17 protein-coding genes are annotated in these 19,306 nt (G+C 71.0%); 10 read left to right on the plus strand and 7 right to left on the minus strand.

What is annotated here, in order from left to right:
• Positions 1-38: 38 nt before the first annotated feature.
• Positions 39-800: an ATP-grasp domain-containing protein gene (locus SACTE_RS13260; protein WP_014046541.1), complete on the plus strand. Its 762-nt coding sequence runs from the start codon at positions 39-41 to the stop codon at positions 798-800.
• 10 nt (positions 801-810) lie between these two features.
• Here SACTE_RS13260 and SACTE_RS13265 read toward each other — a convergent pair whose 3' ends face one another.
• Positions 811-2,646, minus strand: coding sequence for an MFS transporter (locus SACTE_RS13265; protein WP_014046542.1), 1,836 nt, complete (start codon positions 2,644-2,646; stop codon positions 811-813).
• A 236-nt stretch (positions 2,647-2,882) separates the two neighbouring features.
• Here SACTE_RS13265 and SACTE_RS13270 point away from each other — a divergent pair, with 236 nt between their 5' ends.
• Positions 2,883-3,281, plus strand: coding sequence for a hypothetical protein (locus SACTE_RS13270; protein WP_014046543.1), 399 nt, complete (start codon positions 2,883-2,885; stop codon positions 3,279-3,281).
• 76 nt (positions 3,282-3,357) lie between these two features.
• On the opposite strand, the gene SACTE_RS13275 is transcribed toward SACTE_RS13270, so the two are convergent.
• Positions 3,358-6,075, minus strand: a complete 2,718-nt coding sequence (locus SACTE_RS13275) for a D-alanyl-D-alanine carboxypeptidase (protein ID WP_014046544.1) — start codon at positions 6,073-6,075, stop codon at positions 3,358-3,360.
• A gap of 164 nt (positions 6,076-6,239) precedes the next feature.
• Between SACTE_RS13275 and SACTE_RS13280 the strand changes: the two genes are divergently transcribed.
• The 4 genes from SACTE_RS13280 (at position 6,240) to SACTE_RS13295 (ending at position 10,676) form a co-directional block, all read left to right on the plus strand.
• Positions 6,240-6,962 carry a GPP34 family phosphoprotein gene (locus tag SACTE_RS13280; RefSeq protein WP_014046545.1) on the plus strand — a complete coding sequence of 241 codons (723 nt, stop codon included), beginning with the start codon at positions 6,240-6,242 and terminating at the stop codon, positions 6,960-6,962.
• Positions 6,963-7,197: 235 nt separating this feature from the next.
• A complete protein-coding gene (locus SACTE_RS13285; protein ID WP_014046546.1) occupies positions 7,198-8,055 on the plus strand; it encodes a helix-turn-helix transcriptional regulator in 858 nt (285 codons plus the stop codon).
• A gap of 242 nt (positions 8,056-8,297) precedes the next feature.
• On the plus strand, positions 8,298-8,504 hold the full coding sequence (locus SACTE_RS13290; protein WP_014046547.1) for a DUF397 domain-containing protein: 207 nt from the start codon (positions 8,298-8,300) through the stop codon (positions 8,502-8,504).
• 591 nt (positions 8,505-9,095) lie between these two features.
• Positions 9,096-10,676 (plus strand): sodium:solute symporter family protein, encoded by a 1,581-nt coding sequence (locus tag SACTE_RS13295; protein WP_014046548.1) that lies wholly within the window; start codon positions 9,096-9,098, stop codon positions 10,674-10,676.
• Positions 10,677-10,754: 78 nt separating this feature from the next.
• Here the strand turns inward: SACTE_RS13295 and SACTE_RS13300 are convergent, their stop codons facing one another.
• The 3 genes from SACTE_RS13300 to SACTE_RS13310 form a co-directional block, all read right to left on the minus strand.
• A complete protein-coding gene (locus SACTE_RS13300) occupies positions 10,755-11,879 on the minus strand; it encodes an ADP-ribosylglycohydrolase family protein (RefSeq protein WP_014046549.1) in 1,125 nt (374 codons plus the stop codon).
• A gap of 269 nt (positions 11,880-12,148) precedes the next feature.
• The gene (locus SACTE_RS13305; RefSeq protein ID WP_014046550.1) at positions 12,149-12,622 is read right to left on the minus strand and encodes a carboxymuconolactone decarboxylase family protein; all 474 of its coding nucleotides are present in this window, start codon (positions 12,620-12,622) and stop codon (positions 12,149-12,151) included.
• Positions 12,623-12,713: 91 nt separating this feature from the next.
• On the minus strand, positions 12,714-12,995 hold the full coding sequence (locus SACTE_RS13310) for a hypothetical protein (protein ID WP_014046551.1): 282 nt from the start codon (positions 12,993-12,995) through the stop codon (positions 12,714-12,716).
• 134 nt (positions 12,996-13,129) lie between these two features.
• On the opposite strand from SACTE_RS13310, the gene SACTE_RS13315 reads away from it, so the two are divergent.
• Both SACTE_RS13315 and SACTE_RS13320 read left to right on the plus strand, forming a co-directional pair.
• Positions 13,130-13,957, plus strand: coding sequence for a helix-turn-helix transcriptional regulator (locus SACTE_RS13315; RefSeq protein ID WP_014046552.1), 828 nt, complete (start codon positions 13,130-13,132; stop codon positions 13,955-13,957).
• A complete protein-coding gene (locus SACTE_RS13320; protein WP_014046553.1) occupies positions 13,954-14,154 on the plus strand; it encodes a DUF397 domain-containing protein in 201 nt (66 codons plus the stop codon). The genes SACTE_RS13315 and SACTE_RS13320 overlap by 4 nt, the downstream gene beginning before the upstream one ends.
• 40 nt (positions 14,155-14,194) lie before the next feature.
• On the opposite strand, the gene SACTE_RS13325 is transcribed toward SACTE_RS13320, so the two are convergent.
• On the minus strand, positions 14,195-15,298 hold the full coding sequence (locus SACTE_RS13325; protein ID WP_014046554.1) for an alkene reductase: 1,104 nt from the start codon (positions 15,296-15,298) through the stop codon (positions 14,195-14,197).
• A gap of 107 nt (positions 15,299-15,405) precedes the next feature.
• Between SACTE_RS13325 and SACTE_RS13330 the strand changes: the two genes are divergently transcribed.
• On the plus strand, positions 15,406-15,780 hold the full coding sequence (locus SACTE_RS13330; RefSeq protein ID WP_014046555.1) for a MerR family transcriptional regulator: 375 nt from the start codon (positions 15,406-15,408) through the stop codon (positions 15,778-15,780).
• A gap of 39 nt (positions 15,781-15,819) precedes the next feature.
• On the opposite strand, the gene SACTE_RS13335 is transcribed toward SACTE_RS13330, so the two are convergent.
• Positions 15,820-18,402: a bifunctional FO biosynthesis protein CofGH gene (locus tag SACTE_RS13335; protein WP_014046556.1), complete on the minus strand. Its 2,583-nt coding sequence runs from the start codon at positions 18,400-18,402 to the stop codon at positions 15,820-15,822.
• 119 nt (positions 18,403-18,521) lie between these two features.
• Here SACTE_RS13335 and SACTE_RS13340 point away from each other — a divergent pair, with 119 nt between their 5' ends.
• A complete protein-coding gene (locus SACTE_RS13340) occupies positions 18,522-19,277 on the plus strand; it encodes an HAD family hydrolase (protein ID WP_014046557.1) in 756 nt (251 codons plus the stop codon).
• The last annotated feature ends 29 nt before the right edge of the window (positions 19,278-19,306 follow it).

Below are 19,306 nucleotides of genomic sequence, written 5' to 3' on the forward strand. Positions count from 1 at the left end.
GTGGGCCCGCGCCGCCCGCCACGGCAGGATCGGCGCTCATGACGCTCGTACTGCCACCCCGTCTGACCGCCTCCGCGCGGCTGCTGCGGGAGACCGCCCGCCGGAGAGGACTGCGCATCGCGCACCTGCCGGGATTCGACGTACCGGAGGGGCTGCGCCCCGGGGCGTGCCATCTGCACGCCGGGCCCTCCTTCGCCGACGCCGTGGCGTCCACGTTGGACATCGCCCCGCTGGAGGCTCCCGCCGACTGGACGGCGCGGCTGCCCCGGGAGTTCACCCGGCGCGACATCCGTGCCGTGCCGATCGGTGAGGCGTACGGTCTGCGGCGCCCCGCCTTCGTCAAGTCGCCCAACGACAAGAGCATCGCCGCCCTGGTCTACGCGGACGGTTCCCGGCTGCCCGGTCCGGACGCGGTCGATCCCGGGACGCTGGTGCTGGTGAGCGACGTGATCCTGTTCCGGACCGAGTACCGGCTGTTCCTGCTCGACGGGCGGGTGCACACGGGCAGCCGGTACGCCGAGGGCGGCCGGCTGCGGCCGGGCCCGCTGTCCGCCGGGGCGCTCACCTTCGGCGCGGAGCTGCTGTCCGCCGCCGGGGCCGGTCTGCCGTCCGCGATCGTCGTGGACGTCGGGGTCACCGACACCGGCGCGTGGGCCGTGGTGGAGGCCAACGCAGCCTGGGCCAGCGGCTGCTACCACTCCGACCCGGGGCGCGCCCTGGACGTCGTGCTTAGGGGCGCCGGGCCCGCCGTCGAGCTGGGCGAACGGGACCGCGCGTTCGTACGGGTGACCGGCCGCTGACCGGCCGGGCTCAGCGCAGTTCCTCCGGGCACGGGGTACCCGGCTGGAACTGGTAGGGCGCGGCCAGCCGGTAGACACCCGGGCGGGGGGCGAGGAGCTCCGTCCACTCGTCGCCGTCCGGGTCCTCGTCCACCTTGATCAGGCAGCCGTGGTCGTTGGTGAAGTCCTTGGCCGCCTCCGGGTCCTGCTCGGAGCGCTTCTGGGACGCCTCGGTCTCCTGGGGCCGCTCCACGCTCTTGCCCTCGTCGTCGACGACGGCGAGCCACCGCGAGTACGGGATGCGGATCAGCACCCGGCCCGCGGACCGCACCCGGATCGTCAGCTCGTCCGCTCCGGCCTTCTCCACCGTCGCGGGCGGGTCGGCGAGCGGCACCGGGTTCAGGACCCGGAACAGCTTCCAGTTGGCGTCGCTCCAGAGCTGCTTCAGGTACGGCTGGCCCTTCTCGACGAGCTCCGCCTCCTGGACCGCCCCGCTGTGGTCCGGCTTCCCCGCGGGCAGCACCACGTAGTGGACGGCCCAGCGGTCGAGCCACTCCCGGTAGTTCACCGGGTCCAGCGTGTCGTCGTAGAAGAGCGGGTTGCGCTTCATGTCGGCCTGGCGGTTCCAGCCGCGGGCCAGGTTCACGTAGGGGGCGAGCGCCGATGCCTCCCGGTGGCTGCTCGCGGGCACGACCTCGACCCGGCCCCGCTCCGCCCGCACCTTCTGGAGCTGGTTGACCAGGGGGGCCAGCTCGCGGTTCCAGGAGGCGGTGGGGGCGGTACGGACGATGTCGTCCACGCCCTTGTAGCCGATCCAGAAGTTGAACCCGGCGAAGACCAGGACCAGGGCGTACCAGCGGCGGGTGCGGGGCGCCGTGTAGGGCAGCGCGGCCAGCAGCACCACGCCCGCGAACAGCATCGCCATCCGTGAGACGTTCGAGCCGATCTGCGAGTCGACGACGTACGTCAGCAGGGTCCCCACCCCGTACACGGCGGCGGCCGTGCGCACGGTGTGCCAGTCCCGGGGCACCAGGAAGAAGACGAGGACGGAGAAGAGGAACGGCAGCGAGAGGGTCCCGAAGGACATCGGCTGGGTACCCGAGAAGGGGAACAGCCAGGCGGACAGGACCACGACCGCGACGGGGGCGAGGCCGAGCGCGTACGCCCCGGGGCGCCGTTTGTTCAGGAAGAGCGCCGCGGCGACGACACCGAGGAAGAGCCCGGCGACCGGACTGCCCGCGGTCGCGAGGCCGGCCAGCGGAGCCGCGACGACCGCCTTCGCCCAGCGCCGGTACCGCCAGCGGTACGGCCAGCAGAAGACGGCGGCGACGGCCCCCAGGGCGAACATCATGCCGAGGCCGAAGGTGACCCGGCCGGACAGCGCGTTGCAGAGGTACGCGAACACCCCGGCGAGGGAGCAGGCCAGCGGGTTGCGCACGGCGGGCACCCTGACCAGGATCAGGGCGGTCAGCGCCGACGACACCGTGCCGACGATCATCATCGTCGTACGGACCCCGAGCAGCGACATCAGATAGGGCGACACCACGCTGTACGAGACCGGGTGCATCCCGCCGTACCAGGCGAGGTTGTACGCGGTCCCGGGGTGCCGGCCGACGAACTCGGCCCAGGCGTCCTGGGCGGCGATGTCCCCGCCGCTGTTGGCGAAGAAGAAGAACCACAGCACGTGGACGACGGCGGCCGCCGCGGTCGTCCACAGGACGACCCGGGCCGCCCCCTTGCCGGGCCTGGGGCCGGCCGGCGCGGAGGGTCTCGGCGCAGCCGGTCCGGGTGCGTGTATTCGCGGCTCCGGGAGTCGCCCGGCGAGAACCGGACTGCCGTCTTCACGCGTCGGCTCGGCGGTGGCCACTCCATACCTCCACGTCTCACGTCGAACCATCACTCAGCTGCGGCGCCGATACCGATGGTGCACACCGGAGCGCCGCCGCGGAGCCCGCGGGATGCCCCGCCCGGCCCGGCCGACTCCCCTCGGTGTCCGATTCGGGACGCTAGCACGAGCGCCGAACGGCCAGGTTCGGTACTTACGGGAGCCCGGCCGCCTCCCGTATGGTCACCAAGATCATTTGACTGAGAAGGAGTTCTCTCGTGCGCAAGTCCTATGCCGCCGTCCTGACCGCCGTCATGGGTGCCGTGGCCGTCGTCGCCTCCACGACGCCCTCCTACGCCGCCGCCAACCCGGCTTCCATCTGCGGCTCGGGGTACAGCGTCATCGACTCCGAGAAGGTGTCGAACAGCCCCGCCGCCACCTCGTACCTCCTCTGGAACGGCAGCTCCAACTGTGTCGTGACCATACGGGCGATCGCGGGCAAGGCGACGCTCATGCACGCGAAGCTGAGAGTCCAGGGCGGCAGCTGGAAGGGGGACGAGAACGACTACACCTCGTACGCCGGCCCCGTCCGGGCCGCGGCGAACGGCACGTGCGTGATGTGGGGCGGCGGCATCAACGAGGCGTCCTACACCAGTGGCTGGGAGCACTGCGGCTGATCACCGGGCGGGCCGGAAGGCCCCGGAACGGCGGTGGGCCCCGACAGGTGTCGGGGCCCACCGCCGTTTTTCCGGGTCAGGAGATCCGGGTGAGCTTGTCGCCGAAGCCCGGCTCCGTCATCGCGCTCCGCAGGGCGACCGGGACGGAGACCTTGCCCGTACCGGCGCCCACCGACACCTGGCCCACGACGGTGCCCGCCTCGGCCTCGTGGGCGGGAGTCCTGCCGCCGTCGGTCAGCTCCAGGTCGACCTGGAGCCCACCCCAGCCGACCGCCTTCAGATCCTTGGTGGCGACGACCGGGGTCCGGGCGCCGAAGCCGTTGTCGACGTACCCGACGACCTGGCCCTTCTTGACGACGGTGGCGGAGTCGACGCCCTTCTGGGCGGCCTTGATCAGCTTGAGGCTGTTCTGCCGCGCCCGCTCCAGCTTCGCCTCCAGGATGCCCTCGACGGTGGCGCCCATCACCGCACCGATGATCCGGCGGGGCTTGCCGTCGACGACGGTGTTGGCCGTCCAGAGCAGGTTGCCGCCGGCCGGGGTCGAGGATCCCGTCTTGATCCCGTTGACCCCGTCCTCCAGCAGGATGTAGTTGTTGTTGTAGATCCTGCCGACGCCCGGGATGTCGGCCTGCGGCATGTCCACGACCTCCCGGAAGACATCGTTCCGCATGACCGCCTTGCCGAGCGTGATCTGGTCGGCGGGCGTGGACATGGTGGAGGCCTTCAGGCCGCTCGGGTCCGTGTAGGTCGTGTTGGTCATCCCGAGGTCCTTGGCGGCGGCGTTCATCTTCTCGATGAACGCCTTCTCCGTCCCGGCGTCCCAGCGGGCCAGCAGCCGCGCCACGTTGTTCCCCGAGGGGATCATCAGCATCTGGAGCATCTGGTACTCCGTGAACTTGTCGCCCTTCTCGATCGCGGCGGTCGACTCGTCCGTGATCGCGGCCTCCTTGCCCGCCTGCTCGTCGACCTCGATCTGCTCGCCCTTCTGATCGCCGGTGATCGGGTGGCCCTGGAGGATCACGTAGGCGGTCATCACCTTGGCCATGCTCGCGATCGGCGCGGGCTTCTCCTTGCCGTACGAGCCGATGGCTCCGACGCCCTCGACCTCGACCGCGCCCTGACCCTCCTCGGGCCACGGCATCACCAGCTTCTCGCCGCCGAAGGTGTACGTGGGCGCGGCGGAAAGGGACAGCGTGGGGTCGGGGAGCGGGCGCACCGCCTGCGCGATCGCAAAGACGATCAGCAGGAGCAGGACCAGCGGGGTCCAGATCTTGACCCGCCGCACCGCCGTGCGGACCGGGGTCTCCGGCGGCGGCGGGGTGTTGGTCAGCTCGGCCAGCAGGTCGAGCGGCGGCTTGGGCGGCATGGGCTGCTGCCGGGTCCGCTCGGCCTCGACGTATCCGGCGGCCGGGCCGGTGGCGCCCGCCCTGACGTCCGGGGTGACCGTGGGGCCGATCCGTCCGGTGGACGAGCCGGACGAGCCGGACGAGCCGGACGTGCCGGACGCGTCGGGCGTACGGGACGGAGCGGGCTCGGCGGGCCGGACGTCGTCCGACCGCAGCGGGACGAACTTGCTGGTGCGCTCGGCGGGGGTCTCGCCGGACCCGGTGGAGCCGGTGGAGCCGGTGGAGCCGGTGGAGCCGGTGGAGCCGGTGGAGCCGGTGGAGCCGGTGGAGTCCGGGGCAGCCTTCGCCTCCGCCTTGGCCGCCTTGGTCCCGGTCTTCGCCCCGGCGGCGCGCGGGGGCAGCTTCAGGGCCGTCGTCGGCTGGTCCACCTGGGGCCGCGGTGCCTTGAAGACGGCCGTCGGCTGATCGATTCCTCGCTTGTCCCCGGCGGGCTCCGACGTCTCGGCGTCGTCCTCGGCGGAGGCGTCGGCCTCCTCCTTGCCAGGTGCGGTCCGGTCGGGGCCGGTGGCCTCCTCGCGGCTCCTGGGGACGCGCGGGGTGCCGGCGGCCTCGTTCTCGCCGGGGGAGGTCTCGGGCTGGGGCTTCGGCTCGGACTTCGACCCGGGCTTCGACTCGCGCGCAGCCTCGGTCTCGGACTTCGGCTCGGTCTCGGGTCCGTCCGCCTCGTCGTCACCTGCGACCCAGGCCGCGACGGCGGACCGCAGCCGTGCGTCCTTGGACGTGTCGGACGCGGTACGGGCGGACTCGCCGGTGGTGGCCTCCGCGTCGGCGTCCGTCCCGGGTCCGGACGTCACCTCGGAGTCGTCCGGGCCGTCGGAGTCGTCGGAGTCGTCCGGGCCGTCCGAGTCGTCGGAGTCGTGGCCGTTCGCCGCCTCGTTCCCGTTCTCGTCCGCGTCCTCACTCCCGGATCCCGCGCCTGCCTCAGCCGCGTCACCCGAGGGCGCCTCGGACGCCTCGGGGTCGCGCACGGCGTCCCCGGGCTCCTCGGTCCCACCGGCGGGCGCAGAAGCCTTCCTGGGGCCTCCTGAGCCCTTTCCGGCCCCATCGGCGGCCGGGCCGCCGTCCTCGCCGCCCTGATCGGCCCGGGAGGACGCGTCCCCGGAGTCCGGCGCGGACCCCGGCACGTCCGTCACGTCGTCGTCACCGTCGTCCTGCGCACGCGCGTCCGCACCCTCGGACCGCGGCGCGCGGAAGACCGCCGTCGCGGTGTCCGTGCCGGCGCCCGCCGTCCTGCCCGCCGTACTCCCGGCTCCCGCCGAGGCGGCCGGTTCGCGGAACACGGCGAAACGCGGATCGCGTTCCTCAGTCGTCTCCGACGACTTCCGCTGCTCCGACTTGTCGGGGGACTCGCCCGCCACCGATGCCTCCTCCATGCGCCGCGGGGACATGCCCGCACTGTCCGAACCGTGTACCAGTGTCCTGTGTGGAACCTGGGCTCGGCTGCTAGACGGGAACGACATACCTAACGGTTCCCTCACAAAGCACCCAGGCACCCTCGACAGACCAATGTGAGAGGGGTCACCCTGTCATTCATCCACGCGGGGAGGCATGGATGGGCAGGAGCCGCAGAACAATTCCGGAGGAGCTTCTGCTGCTCGCTCTGGACCCGACCACGGGTACCACAGCGCAGCCGCAGTCGCTCGACCTCGGCCTGGCCGGGGCACAGCTAGTGGAGCTGGCTCTGGCAGGACGGATAGCCCCTGACGGGGATCGTATCGCCGTGGTGATGCCACGGCCGACAGGAGATCCGACTCTGGACTCCGCACTGGAACTGCTGCGCCGTCGCGGCAGCCCGGTCCGGGCCGTCCACTGGATCGGCGGGCCCCGGCTGGGGCTCCGCCAGATCTATCTCGCCCATCTGGAGCGGTGCGGCATGGTGCATGCCGTGGCGGGCCAGATGTGCGGAGTACTGCCGACGACGCGCTACCAGGCGACGGAGACGGCGGTCAGCCGGGACATCAGGTCCCGGCTGGACAGTGCGATCCGCACCGGCGTACCGCCGGACCCGCGGACCGCGGCGCTCGCCGCGCTGGCCCACGCGGTCGGACTCGGCAAGCACCTGTATCCCGGGAACGAGGGGCGTTCATCGCGCTCCCGGCTCCGGGACCTGATCAGGCACGACCCGATGGGCGGTCTCGTCGCGCACGCCGTGATGGACGTCCAGAACGGCGTGGCAGTCCAGCCACGACGTAACCAGCAGGCGGCAGGCGTGCCGTTGCAGCCGCAAGCACCAGCCCGTGGCGGGAGCATGGCGCACACCTCTGCCGTCCACTGACAACACTGACAGCACGACCGCGCGGACAGTTACGCGCGGCGCCGTCAACCGCCGTACCGACGTCCCCATGACCCGGTTCGGGAGCCGCACAAGGCGCGGGACAGCCGGACCCACCGGCTGTCCCGCGCTCTTGCGTGTTGGCGATTTCCCAGCGCGCCCGGTGCCATGGGTGGCAATCTGCTGAGCAGTAGATACGCACAGCTACAACAGCTGCATAGCCGGAGGTGCCGTTTCCGTGCCGACCAACGTCAATCCCACCGTCAGGCGACGCCGGTTGGGCCAGGAATTGCGCCGCCTGCGCGAAATCAAGGGCATGACCGCCGAGGAGGTGGCGGAGCGGCTGCTGGTCTCGCAGTCGAAGATCAGCCGCTTGGAGAACGGCCGCCGTTCCATCAGCCAGCGCGACGTACGTGATCTCTGCGGGGTGTACGAGGTCGAGGACCACCGGGTCGTCGACTCGCTCATGCAGATGGCCAAGGATTCCCGCCAGCAGGGCTGGTGGCACGCGTTCGGCGACATCCCGTACAGCGTCTACATCGGTCTGGAGACGGACGCGGAATCCCTCCGGGTGTACGAGCCCCAGGTCGTCCCGGGCCTTCTGCAGACCCGGAGCTATGCGGAGGCGGTGATCAGCGGGGCGCTCCCGGAAGCCCCTCCGTCCGACATCGAGAAGCGCGTCAACGTCCGGGCCAGACGGCAGGACCGGGTCAACTCCACCGAGCAGCCGCTGCGCCTGTGGGCCGTCATCGACGAGTCCGCGCTGCGTCGGCTGGTCGGCGGCAACCAGGTGATGGTCGAGCAGCTCGAACACCTCATCGAGCAGTCGCACCTGCCCCATGTCACCGTGCAGGTGCTGCCGTTCGAGATGGGTGCGCACCCGGGCATCAACGGCCAGTACGCCATCCTGGAATTCCCCGACGCCGCCGACTCCAGCGTCGTGTACATCGAAGGGGTCACCAGCGACCTCTATCTGGAGAAGGCCAATGACGTCCAGCGCTACAGCGTGATGTACGAGCATTTGCGCGCCCAGGCCCTGAACGTGGAGCAGACGCGTGAATTCATCAGCGACATCGCCAAGAGTTACACCCGCTGAGCGCACAGGAGAAGCAGCCGGCCCACGGAGCGATATCGTCGGGTGTGCACGGAACAGAGGCATATCAGTGAGGTGGGGGCGGGAAGATACACCGTCACCACCTCACGCGGAAGACGCGCACGGGATATGCCATCCGGTCGAGTGAACGACGCCTCCACGCCTCGGAGTTCGCGAGTAGCGTCGATCACGCCAACAGGAACGAAGTTGGTGTCACTCACACCCCTCTCTGAACCGGAGTCACCGTGGCTATTCTTCAGGGCGCTACCGAAAAGTGGACCAAGTCGTCGTACTCCGGCGGCAACGGCGCATGCGTCGAGGTCAAGTCCCCCGTCACGCAGGCCATCGCGGTACGCGACTCGAAGGCGCCCGAGGGCCCTTCACTGACCTTCGTGCCCGGCGCGTGGAACGCCTTCGTGCGCGATGTCGCAGCGGGCACCGTCGACGCCTGACCGGCCCGGCCGCGCACGGCGCGGCGGTCACCACGCATCATCGCCAGGAGCCCTCTCGACTGGTTCGCCGTCCTGGCCGAGGGGGCTCGGCCCATGACCGGGCGTGGCACCGGTCGGCACAGCCTGCCGGCCCACCGTGCCACCCGGCGCGCGCACGTTGCGCACGCGCCTCACGCAGAGCCGAATCGTTCAGCCCTCCTCCTTCTCCGGCCGCACGGGACCCGCATCCCGTGCGGTCGTTCCGCGTTCTCGTGTCGCCGTGTCGCGACCGCTGACGCACCGGCAGTTCACCGCTGTCGGCGCCGTTGCCGTCGGCGCCGACGCTGTCGCCCATCTCTCCGCACAGCCTGACGAAGTGCCCGCCCATCGTGTGGCCGTGGTCACGTTCACGACAACGCCCCCCAAGGTCAAGAACACGTAAAATCGTTCGCCTTGCTGGACTGCGTTCACATCTCTGACCGCAGAAACCTTGACCGTGGGTGCGGGAAGACGGTTCAATCCCCGCAGTCCCTTTCCCGCAGGGGGCCCCGCTGAACGGCCGTACCGACGAAGTGCGTTCCCGTTCACAAGGCGGACCCCTGGAGGGGGCACATGAACAGTCTCGACTGGGCCGTGCTCATCGGCTACTTCGGCGTGATGGTCGCGATCGGACTCTGGTCGCACAAGCGCGTCGACGACGTCAGCGACTTCTTCACGGCAGGCGGCAAGATGCCGTGGTGGCTGTCGGGCATCTCGCACCACATGTCCGGCTACAGCGCGGTGATGTTCACCGGGTACGCCGGTATCGCCTACCAGTACGGTGTGACGTCGTTCGTGACCTGGTCGCTGCCGATCGCCATCGGTATCGGAATCGGGGCGAAGCTCTTCGCGCCCCGGCTCAACCGGGTGCGCTCGCGGCTGCACGTGGCCTCGCCGCTCGAATACCTGAAGAACCGGTACAACATCCCCACCCAGCAGGCGCTCGCCTGGTCGGGACTGCTGCTGAAGATCGTGGACGTCGGGGCCAAGTGGGCGGCGATCGCGACGCTGCTCTCCGTCTTCACCGGGATCAGCCTCACCCAGGGCATCTTCATCACCGGTGCCATCACCGCCGTCTACTGCACGGTCGGCGGGCTCTGGGCCGACGCGCTCACGGAGCTCGGGCAGTTCATCATCCAGCTCTTCGCCGGTCTGGCCATGCTCGTCATCACGATGCACGAGCTCGGCGGCTTCAGCTCGCTGTGGACGGTCTGGGACAAGCTGCCCGAGGGTCACGCGGAGCCGACGGCGGGCCCGTACACCGTGACCTTCCTGCTGGCCTACCTCTTCATCAAGACCTTCGAGTACAACGGCGGCATGTGGAACCAGGCCCAGCGCTACATGGCCACGGACTCCGCACGCTCGGCGACCCGGTCGGCCCGTCTCTCCGCGATCCTGTGGCTGGTCTGGCCGGCCGTGCTCTTCTTCCCGATGTGGGCGGCCCCGCTGCTCGTCGAGGCCAAGAAGCCGGACGCCTCGGACAGCTACGCCCTGATGACCGAACAGCTGCTGCCGCACGGGCTGCTGGGTCTGGTCGTCGTCGGCTTCTTCTCGCACACGATGGCCATGTGCTCCTCCGACGCCAACGCCATCTCGGCCGTCTTCACCCGGGACATCGCGCCGGTCTTCTCGAAGGCCGCCCGCTCCTGGGACAACCGCAGCGGGCTGCTGGCCGCCCGGCTCTCGACGCTCGCCTTCCTCATCCTGTCGATGGCCCTGGCCACCCAGATCAACTCACCGGCCTTCAAGGACATCATCTCGGTCGTCATCAAGTGGGTGGCCGGTCTGATGGGGCCGATCGCGATCCCGTTCATGCTGGGGCTGCTGCGCGGGTTCCGCCGGTCGGGGCCGACGGCGGCGCTCACCAGCTGGGCGGCGGGGCTGCTCGCGTTCTACTTCACCAACTACGACTTCGACGGTTCCGTGAAGACGGATGTCGCCCTCCAGTACCAGGTGGCGCTGCCCCTGGCGATCTCCCTGGTGCTCTACGTCGTCATCGGGTTCCTCAAGCCCGAGGACACTCCGGAGCGCGACGCCCTCATCGAGAAGATCAACTCCGACGACGACGGCCCGGCGGGCACAGCCGCGGCGGCCGTACCCGCCCAGCAGACCGGCCCCGAGGGCACGGGCGTCCCGGAAGGGGTGAAGGACTGAGTCACCCGCCCTCGGCACGGGCGGACGAACGGCGGGCGGGCGCGGCGGCGTCCGCCCGCTTCCCCCGCTGTCCCCGGATCAGCCCCGGGGGTAGCGGGCGAGCCAGCCAGGGGCGGCGGCGGTCGTGCTGTGCAAGGCCGGGCCCTGCGTCATCTCCATGGCGAAGTCGTCGGCGAGTTCCAGGACGGTGGAGCGCCCTTCCAGCTCGGCCAGCCAGGCCGGCGGCAGCGCCGTCTCCCCGTGCAGCGCCCCGAGGAGCGCCCCGCAGACGGCCCCGGTGGCGGCCGACGGCCCCGAGTGGTTCACGGCGAGGCGCAGTCCGTGCCGTACGTCCTCTCCGACCAGGGCGCAGTACAGCGCCACGGCGAGCACCTCCTCCGCGGAGTCGGTGTCGCCGAGCGCCTCGATGAGCGCGGGCCCGGGGATGCCCTGACGTACGGAGCCGAGGGCCTGCCGCAACGCGTCGCCGACCTGCTCGCTGCCCGGACGGTCCGCGAGCAGCGCCAAGGCGCGCTGTACCGAGCCGTCCAGGGTCTCGCCTCGGGCCAGCCCGTGCACCAGGAGGGCGAAGGCCCCCGCCGCCAGCTGGGCAGTGGCGTGGCCGTGGGTCTGGGCGGCGCACTCGACGGCCAGTTGGAGGACGAGCTGCGGCTCCCAGCCGACGAGCAGACCGAAGGGCCCGGAGCGGGTGAGCGCGGCGGAGTCCCGCGCGGCCGGGTTCTTGGGGACGGCGAGGGTGCCCATCGTGGCGTCACCGAAGCCGGCGATGCATTCACGGGTGGGGGCGCGGCGGGCGTACAGCCACTCCTCACCGGCCAGCCAGCCGTTGTCCGTCCGGCGTTCGTCGGGCCCCCAGGCATTCTGCGTGGCCGCCCAGCGCAGATGGGCGCGGTACACATCGGTGGGCGGGTGCCAGGCACCGGTGTCCCGCCGCACCTGGGCCCGTATGAGGCCGTCGACGGTGAAGAGGGTGAGCTGGGTGACGGCGGTGACGCTGCCGCGTCTGCCGTGCGCGGCGACGAAGTCGGTCACCCCGTCCGCCCCGTGGGCGGCGCGTATGGCCTCCAGGGTGAGCCCGGAGACGCCGGCCCCGAGCGCGTCCCCGATGGCTCCGCCGAGCAGGGAGCCCCGTACCCGACTGCGGAAGTCCTGCTGCTGGGCACGGCCCCAGACAGCTGCGGTCCCTGTGGTCCCTGTGCTCACCGTGTCCCTTCCTTCCGTCCGCCCTACGGTGTGCGACTGCGCAAGCACTGTAATCGAACGGAGTGGGCGGTCTCAGGGCTGGAACGCTATGTACGGACTAGCGCTCCGGAGCACTTTTGCTCGTCATTCCTCACGTTTTCCGGGTGAATTCCGAAACCTTTTCCGGGGTGATTTCCGACAGGTGCGTCTTCGGTACGGGACCGCCGGACGGGCGGTGACGACGCGCCCCGCCTCCGGGACCGGATCTCGGCCCCGGAGGCGTACGGCGCTCAGGCGAACTGGCCGGGCCGGTAGTCGCCCGCGGGCTGCCGGGTGATGACGTTGAAGCGGTTGTAGGTGTTGATGAGGGCGATGATGGCCACCAGGGCGGTGAGCTGCTCCTCGTCGTAGTGCTTGGCGGCGTTCGCCCAGACCTCGTCCGTGACCCCGCCCGCGCCGTCGGCGATACGGGTGCCCTCTTCGGCCAGCTCCAGGGCGGCGCGCTCGGCGTCGGTGAACACCGTCGCCTCCCGCCAGCCCGCGACCAGGTGCAGACGCGTCGAGGTCTCACCTGCCTCGACGGCCTCCTTGGTGTGCATGTCGAGGCAGAACCCGCAGCCGTTGATCTGGCTGGCACGGATCTTGACCAGTTCCTGGGTGGCGGCGGGCAGCGGCGAGTCCGAGATCACCTTGCCGGCCGCGTTGATGTGCTTGATGACCTTGGCTGCGAGCGGGCTGCCGAAGACGTTGAGACGGGCTTCCATGAGGACTCCTGTGTCGGTGTCGCATGCTGCGTACACCCCTCCGACGGTCCGGGCCCCGCCCGGTGTGACATGGCCCGGTGTGATCCGGGCCTCACGGGGCTTCGCAGCGTGCCCGGCACTCCGCGACGCGCAGGGCGTCCCTCAGTGATTCGGTGGTCCTGGTGAGCGCGAACCTCACCGCCACCTCGCCGGCCGCCATGTCGGCGAGCACGGCCTCCGCACCGGCCAGCACCGCCGCGGCCGAGGCGATCAGCTCGGCCTCCACCTCGTCCGCCATCCGCGACAGCCTGCTGCCGGGGTCGTCCGTGCTCAGGTAACAGGGCTTGCCTTCGGGGGAGTTCCAGGGCAGCAGGCGGAGGGGAAGTTCGTTCATGGGGGCGCCTCGCAGAGGTGGGTGTCTTCCATCGGGTGATGCTCACCGTTCGTATTCCGATGATCACCGTCTGCGCGTAACCTCGACAGAGGCGCACGGTTGCCGGGGCACGGGACAACGGGAGGACGACCACGGTGACGGAACAACCGGCCGACGTGGACGAGGAGTCGGGTCGCGCGGCCCTGGGGCGGGCCCTGCGGTACCTCAGGGAACAGTCGGGCAAGTCCCTCGGCCAGCTGGCGGAGGAGACCCGGTACGACAAGAGCTACCTGTACCGGCTGGAGACCGGCCAGCGGCTGTCCAAGCTGGCCGTGATGGAGGACCTGGACCGCTATTACAAGTCCGGGGACCTGCTGGTGCGGCTGTGGAAGGTGGCCCGCCGGGAGGTCTTCAAGGACCGGTACAAGGAGTTCATGCGGCTGGAGGCAACAGCCTGCATCATGCACCTCTTCACGCTCGGGATTCCAGGGCTTCTCCAGACGGAGGACGTCGCCCGGGTGTCGTTGTCCGGCGCTCAGGAAACGGCGGCGGAGGCCGAGTTGGTGGAGGACCAGGTGGTGGCACGGATGGGCCGCCAGCAATTGCTTCACCGCACCCCAGCGCCTTCGGTACGGATCATCATCGACGAGTACGCCCTGCGTCGCCCCGTCATGGACGGGAAGATGTGGCACGAGCAGCTGACGCATCTGATCGACATGGCGGAGCTGCCGTCGATCGTCCTTCAGGTACTGCCGTTCTCGGTGGGCGCCCACCACCTCATGGACGGCTCGCTGACCCTGCTCTGGCAGGAGGACGGGACCCCCAGTGCCTACACGGAAGGCAATGGCTGCGCCGAGCTGTTCGAAGATCCGGCGTCCGTGACACGTTGTCGGCTGTCCTACGATCGCCTCCGGGACCGGGCGTTGCCCCCGCCGGGGTCCATCGGGTTCATCAGGGGTGTCCTGGAGGAGCACAGTTCATGAGCCGAATTCCCGACCTCGGAAGCACGACCTGGCGCAAGTCCAGCTACAGCGACGGCGGAGCGAACAACTGCCTCGAAGTCGCCGACGGCTTCCCCGGGCTCGTCCCCGTCCGCGACAGCAAGACCCCCGCCGGACCGGCCCTCCTGGTGACCGCGTCCGCCTGGGCGGACTTCGTCGCGTTCGCCGCCGGGCGCTGATCCGGACCCGGCCGTGTGCCGGGCCCGGACCCGCAACCGCTCACTCCCCGGGGTCGAGCGTCGGGTAGTCCGTGTAGCCCGTCGCGCCCCCCACGTACATCAGGTACGCGTCCCGCACCTGGTTCACCGGGGCGCCCGTGCGCATGCGGTGGATCAGGTCCGGGTTGGCGAGGAACGGGCGGCCGAGGGCGATCAGGTCGGCGCCGGCGGCCAGCAGGCGTTCGCCGTGGGCGAGGCCGCCGTCGTCCGGGATGCGGTCCTGCGGCAGCACCGGGTTGGCGATCAGGGTGCCCGGCCAGTCCTTGCGGATCCGCAGGAAGACCGGGGAGTCCGGGTCCGCGTACCCGACGTGCAGATACGCCAGGCCGCGACCCGCCAGCGCGCCCACGAGTGCGGGGTAGATCGCCCCGGTGGCGCCCTCCTCGATGCCGTTGACGGTGTTGCCCGGCGAGACGCGCAGCCCCACCCGCTCGGGGCCGACGGCCTCGGCGACGGCATCGGTCACCTCCACGACGAAGCGGATACGGCGGTCCACGGGGCCCCCGTAGGCGTCGGTGCGCCGGTTGGTGTTCTCGGCCAGGAACTGGTGGAGGAGGTGGCCGTTGGCGCTGTGCACCTCGACGCCCTCGAAGCCCGCCTCGATCGCGTTGCGGGCGGCCCGGGCGAAGTCCGCCACCGTGGTCCTGATGTCCTCGGCCGTCATCTCGCGGGGGACGACGGAGGGCACCCGTCCGGCCGGGGTGTGGATCGTCTCGGGCAGCGGGACCGGTGAGGGGGCGACGGGGGTCAGCCCGCTGGTGTCGGGGTGGCCGACCCGTCCGCCGTGCTGGAGCTGGAGGATCATGCGGCCGCCCTCGGCCCGGACGGCCTCGGTCACCCGCCGCCAGCCCTCGACGTGGACGGGGCTGTGGATCGCGGTGATGTCGGGGTAGGTCTGGCCCACCGGATTCGGGGTGGACGCCTCCGCGATGATCAGCCCGGCCGTGGCGCGCTGGGCGTAGTAGGTGGCCATGAGCGGGGTCGGTACGCCCTCGGGTGTGGCGCGGTTGCGGGTCAGCGGGGCCATCACCAGGCGGTGGGGAAGGGTCAGGGCGCCGAGGACGGCCGGTTCGAAGATCTTCCGGGAAGCTGTCGTGTGCGTCATGCCGGAACGGTAAGAATTGACACCGGTGTCAGGTTCAACCCCGGACCTCGGCCTCGACCCTGCACCGGCCCTGCCCCTGCCCCTGCCCCGGAAAACGAGGTGTCCCCGTGCGGATCGGCGAACTGGCCCGGCTGACGGGCGTGAGCGAGCGCTCCCTGCGCTACTACGAGACCCAGGGGCTGCTGACCGCCGACCGTACGCCCGGCGGCCACCGCGACTACGCGGACTGGGCGGTGGACCGGGTCATCCGCATCCAGGAGTTCTACGCGGCCGGTCTGGGCAGCTCGAAGATCGCCGAGCTGCTGCCCTGTGTGCGGGACGCCGACGGCGGCCCGTCCGCGATCGCGACCCCGCGCCTGGTCGGCGACCTCACCACCGAACGCGAGCGCATCGACCGGCAGATCACCGACCTGCTGCGCTCCCGGGAGGTGCTGGACGAGGTGATCGCCACGGCGGAGGGCAGGCCGCCGGCGGACGGCTGAGCGGTCCGGGGCGCGGGTGTCCGCGCCCCGGATCCGTCGTCAGCTCTCCAGCACCGGCAGCAGCTCCGGGAGGTGTCCGTCCGAGGCGGTCGCCGCCTCGATCCGCTCCTGCGGGACCTCTCCGTAGAGCGTCGTGCGCGGCTTCGCCGGGCGGCCCGCCAGGTCGGCGATGGCGACCAGGTCCTGGATCGACCGGTACGAGCCGTAACTCGACCCCGCCATCCGGGAGATGGTCTCCTCCATCAGCGTCCCGCCCAGGTCGTTGGCGCCCGAGCGCAGCATCTCCGCCGCGCCCTCCGCGCCCAGCTTCACCCAGCTGGTCTGGATGTTGGTGATGTGCGGGTGGAGCAGCAGCCGCGCCATCGCGGTGACCGCGCGGTTGTCGCGGTCGGTGGGACCCGGGCGGGCGATGCCCGCCAGGTACACCGGGGCGTTGGTGTGGATGAAGGGCAGGGTGACGAACTCCGTGAAGCCGCCGGTCTCCTGCTGGAGGCGGGCCAGCGTCCGGAGGTGGCCGAGCCAGTGCCGGGGCTGGTCGACGTGGCCGTACATCATGGTCGAGGAGGACCGCAGGCCCACCTCGTGCGCCGTCCTGATCACCTCCAGCCAGGTGGCCGTCGGGAGCTTGCCCTTGGTGAGGATCCAGCGGACCTCGTCGTCCAGGATCTCGGCCGCGGTGCCGGGGATCGAGCCGAGGCCCGCCTCCTTGGCGGCGAGCAGCCAGTCACGGATGGAGAGGCCGGTGCGGGTCGCGCCGTTGACCACCTCCATCGGGGAGAACGCGTGGACGTGCATGCCCGGGACGCGTTCCCGTACGGCCCGCGCGATGTCGAAGTACGCGGTGCCGGGCAGGTCCGGGTGGATACCGCCCTGCATGCAGACCTCGACGGCGCCGACGTCCCAGGCCTGGGCCGCGCGGTCGGCGACCTGGTCCAGGGAGAGGGTGTACGCGTCGGCGTCCGTGCGGCGCTGGGCGAAGGCGCAGAAACGGCAGCCGGTGTAGCAGACGTTGGTGAAGTTGATGTTCCTGGTGACGATGTAGGTGACGTCGTCACCGACCACGTCCCGGCGCAGCGTGTCCGCGATCCGGCACAGCTCGTCCAGGGCGTCCCCGTCGGCGTGGAGCAGGGCGAGTGCCTGTTCGTCGGTGAGCTTCGTCGGGTCGTCGGCGGCCTGGCTCAGGGCCTGGCGTACGTCGGCGTCGATGCGGGAGGGGACCATGCCGGGGGCTGCGGCCTCCCGCAGCGCCTCCCAGTCGCCGTACACCTCGTCGAAGTCGTTCCGCCGGTCGCCGGTGCGGCCCTCGGTGTCGATGGTGCGGTGCAGGTCGGTGCGGCCGGACGACTTGAACTCCTCGTCCGGCTCCTGCCAGGGCAGCCCGGCCGGGAGCACGCCCTCCTTCGCGAGTCCCGTCTCCGGGTCGGCGAGTGCCCGCACGTGGGGCAGCAGGCGCGGGTCGAGCCAGGGTTCGCCGCGCTGGATGAACTCGGGGTAGATGGTGAGCCGCTCGCGCAGTTCGAAGCCGGACTCGGCGGTGCGGGCGGCCAGTTCCTCGATGTGCGGCCACGGGCGTTCGGGGTTGACGTGGTCCGGGGTGAGCGGCGAGACACCGCCCCAGTCGTCGATGCCCGCGCCGATGAGCAGGGCGTACTCGGCGTCGACGAGGTTCGGCGGGGCCTGGATACGGGCGGACGGGCCCAGGATGTGGCGGGCGACGGCGATGGCCGCGGCCAGCTCCTCCAGCTCCGCGTCCGGCATCCCGCGCATCGCCGTGTCCGGCTTGGCGCGGAAGTTCTGGACGATGACCTCCTGGATGCCGTGGTAGGCGCGGGCCGTCCTGCGCAGCTCGAAGAGGGAGTCGGCCCGTTCCTCGTACGACTCGCCGATGCCGATCAGGATGCCGGTGGTGAACGGCACGTTGGAGCGTCCGGCGTCCTCCAGGACGCGCAGCCGGACGGCGGGCTCCTTGTCCGGGGAGCCGTGGTGCGGGCCGCCCTTCTCGGACCAGAGCCGGGTCGCGGTCGTCTCCAGCATCATGCCCATGGACGGGGCGACCGGCTTGAGGCGCTGGAGGTCGGTCCAGGTCAGCACGCCGGGGTTGAGGTGCGGGAGCAGCCCGGTCTCCTCCAGGACCCGGATCGCCATGGCCCGTACGTACGCCAGGGTGTCGTCGTACCCCTCGGCCTCCAGCCACTCGCGGGCCTCGGGCCAGCGGTCCTCGGGCCGGTCACCGAGTGTGAACAGCGCTTCCTTGCAGCCCATTTCGGCGCCCTTGCGGGCGATGTCGAGGACCTCGTCGGGCGACAGGAACATCCCGTGCCCGGCCCGCTTGAGCTTGCCCGGCACGGTCACGAAGGTGCAGTAGTGGCAGGTGTCGCGGCAGAGCCGGGTGAGAGGGATGAAGACCTTGCGGGAGTAGGTGATCACTCCCGGCCGGCCCGCCGCGTCGAGCCCGGCGTCCCGCACCCGGGCGGCGGAGGCGGCGAGGTCCTTGAGATCCTCCCCCCGCGCCTGGAGCAGGACGGCGGCCTCGGTCACATCGAGGGTGACACCGTCGCGGGCCCGCCGGAGGGCGCGCCGCATGGCGTTGGTCGTGGGGCGTCCGCTCTGAGGATCGGTCATGGACCGAGCATACGAGCGGGGTACGCCGTCCGGACCAGGGCCTCTGCCGTCTTGGCTTCCCGTTCACCCCTGGCGCCTTGACCGCTATGACCCGATTGCCCTCTATGGTCGGGAAAGTGATGGAAACCATCGTCTTCGACATCGGCGAAACCCTCGTCCGCGACGATCGCCTCTGGGCTGCCTGGGCCGACTGGCTGGGAGTCCCGCCGCACACCGTGAGCGCCCTGGTCGGTGCCGCGGTCACCCAGGGGCGGGACAGCGCGGACGCGCTGCGCGTCCTGCGGCCCGGCATGGACGTCACCGAGGCGTACGGCGCCCGGGTGGCGGCGGGCCGGGGCGACCACCTGGGCGAGAGGGACCTGTACCCGGACGTCCGCCCGGCCCTCGCGGAACTGCGCGCGCTGGGACTGCGGGTGATCGTCGCGGGGAACCGGTCCGCCCGGGCCGGTGAGCTGCTGCGAGCCCTGGACCTGCCGGCCGACCTGGTGGTCACCTCGGAGGAGTGGGGCGTGGCCAAACCGGACCACGCGTTCTTCGAGCGTGTCCTCGACGTCGCGGGCGCGCCCGCGCACGCCACGCTGTACGTGGGCGACCACCCCGCCGACGACCTGTTCCCGGCCAGGTCCTGCGGGCTGCGGGCCGCCCACATCCGTCGTGGCCCGTACGGTCATTGGTGGGCGGACCACCCGGACGTGACACGGACGGCGGACTGGTGCGTCGACGCCCTGACGGACCTTCCGGCACTGATCGCCGCCGACCGGACGGCCGGGCAGGGCGACGACCGGACCGGCCCGGACGCCGTCCACGACGGGACCCCGGCGGACACGGCGGACCCGCTCGCACACAACTGCCCGCCCCTGGCCGGATCTCGTTGATCCCAGGACGTCCAGCGCGGAGAGCGCCC

It is taken from the genome of Streptomyces sp. SirexAA-E (assembly GCF_000177195.2).
Classification (GTDB): Bacteria; Actinomycetota; Actinomycetes; order Streptomycetales; family Streptomycetaceae; genus Streptomyces; species Streptomyces flavovirens.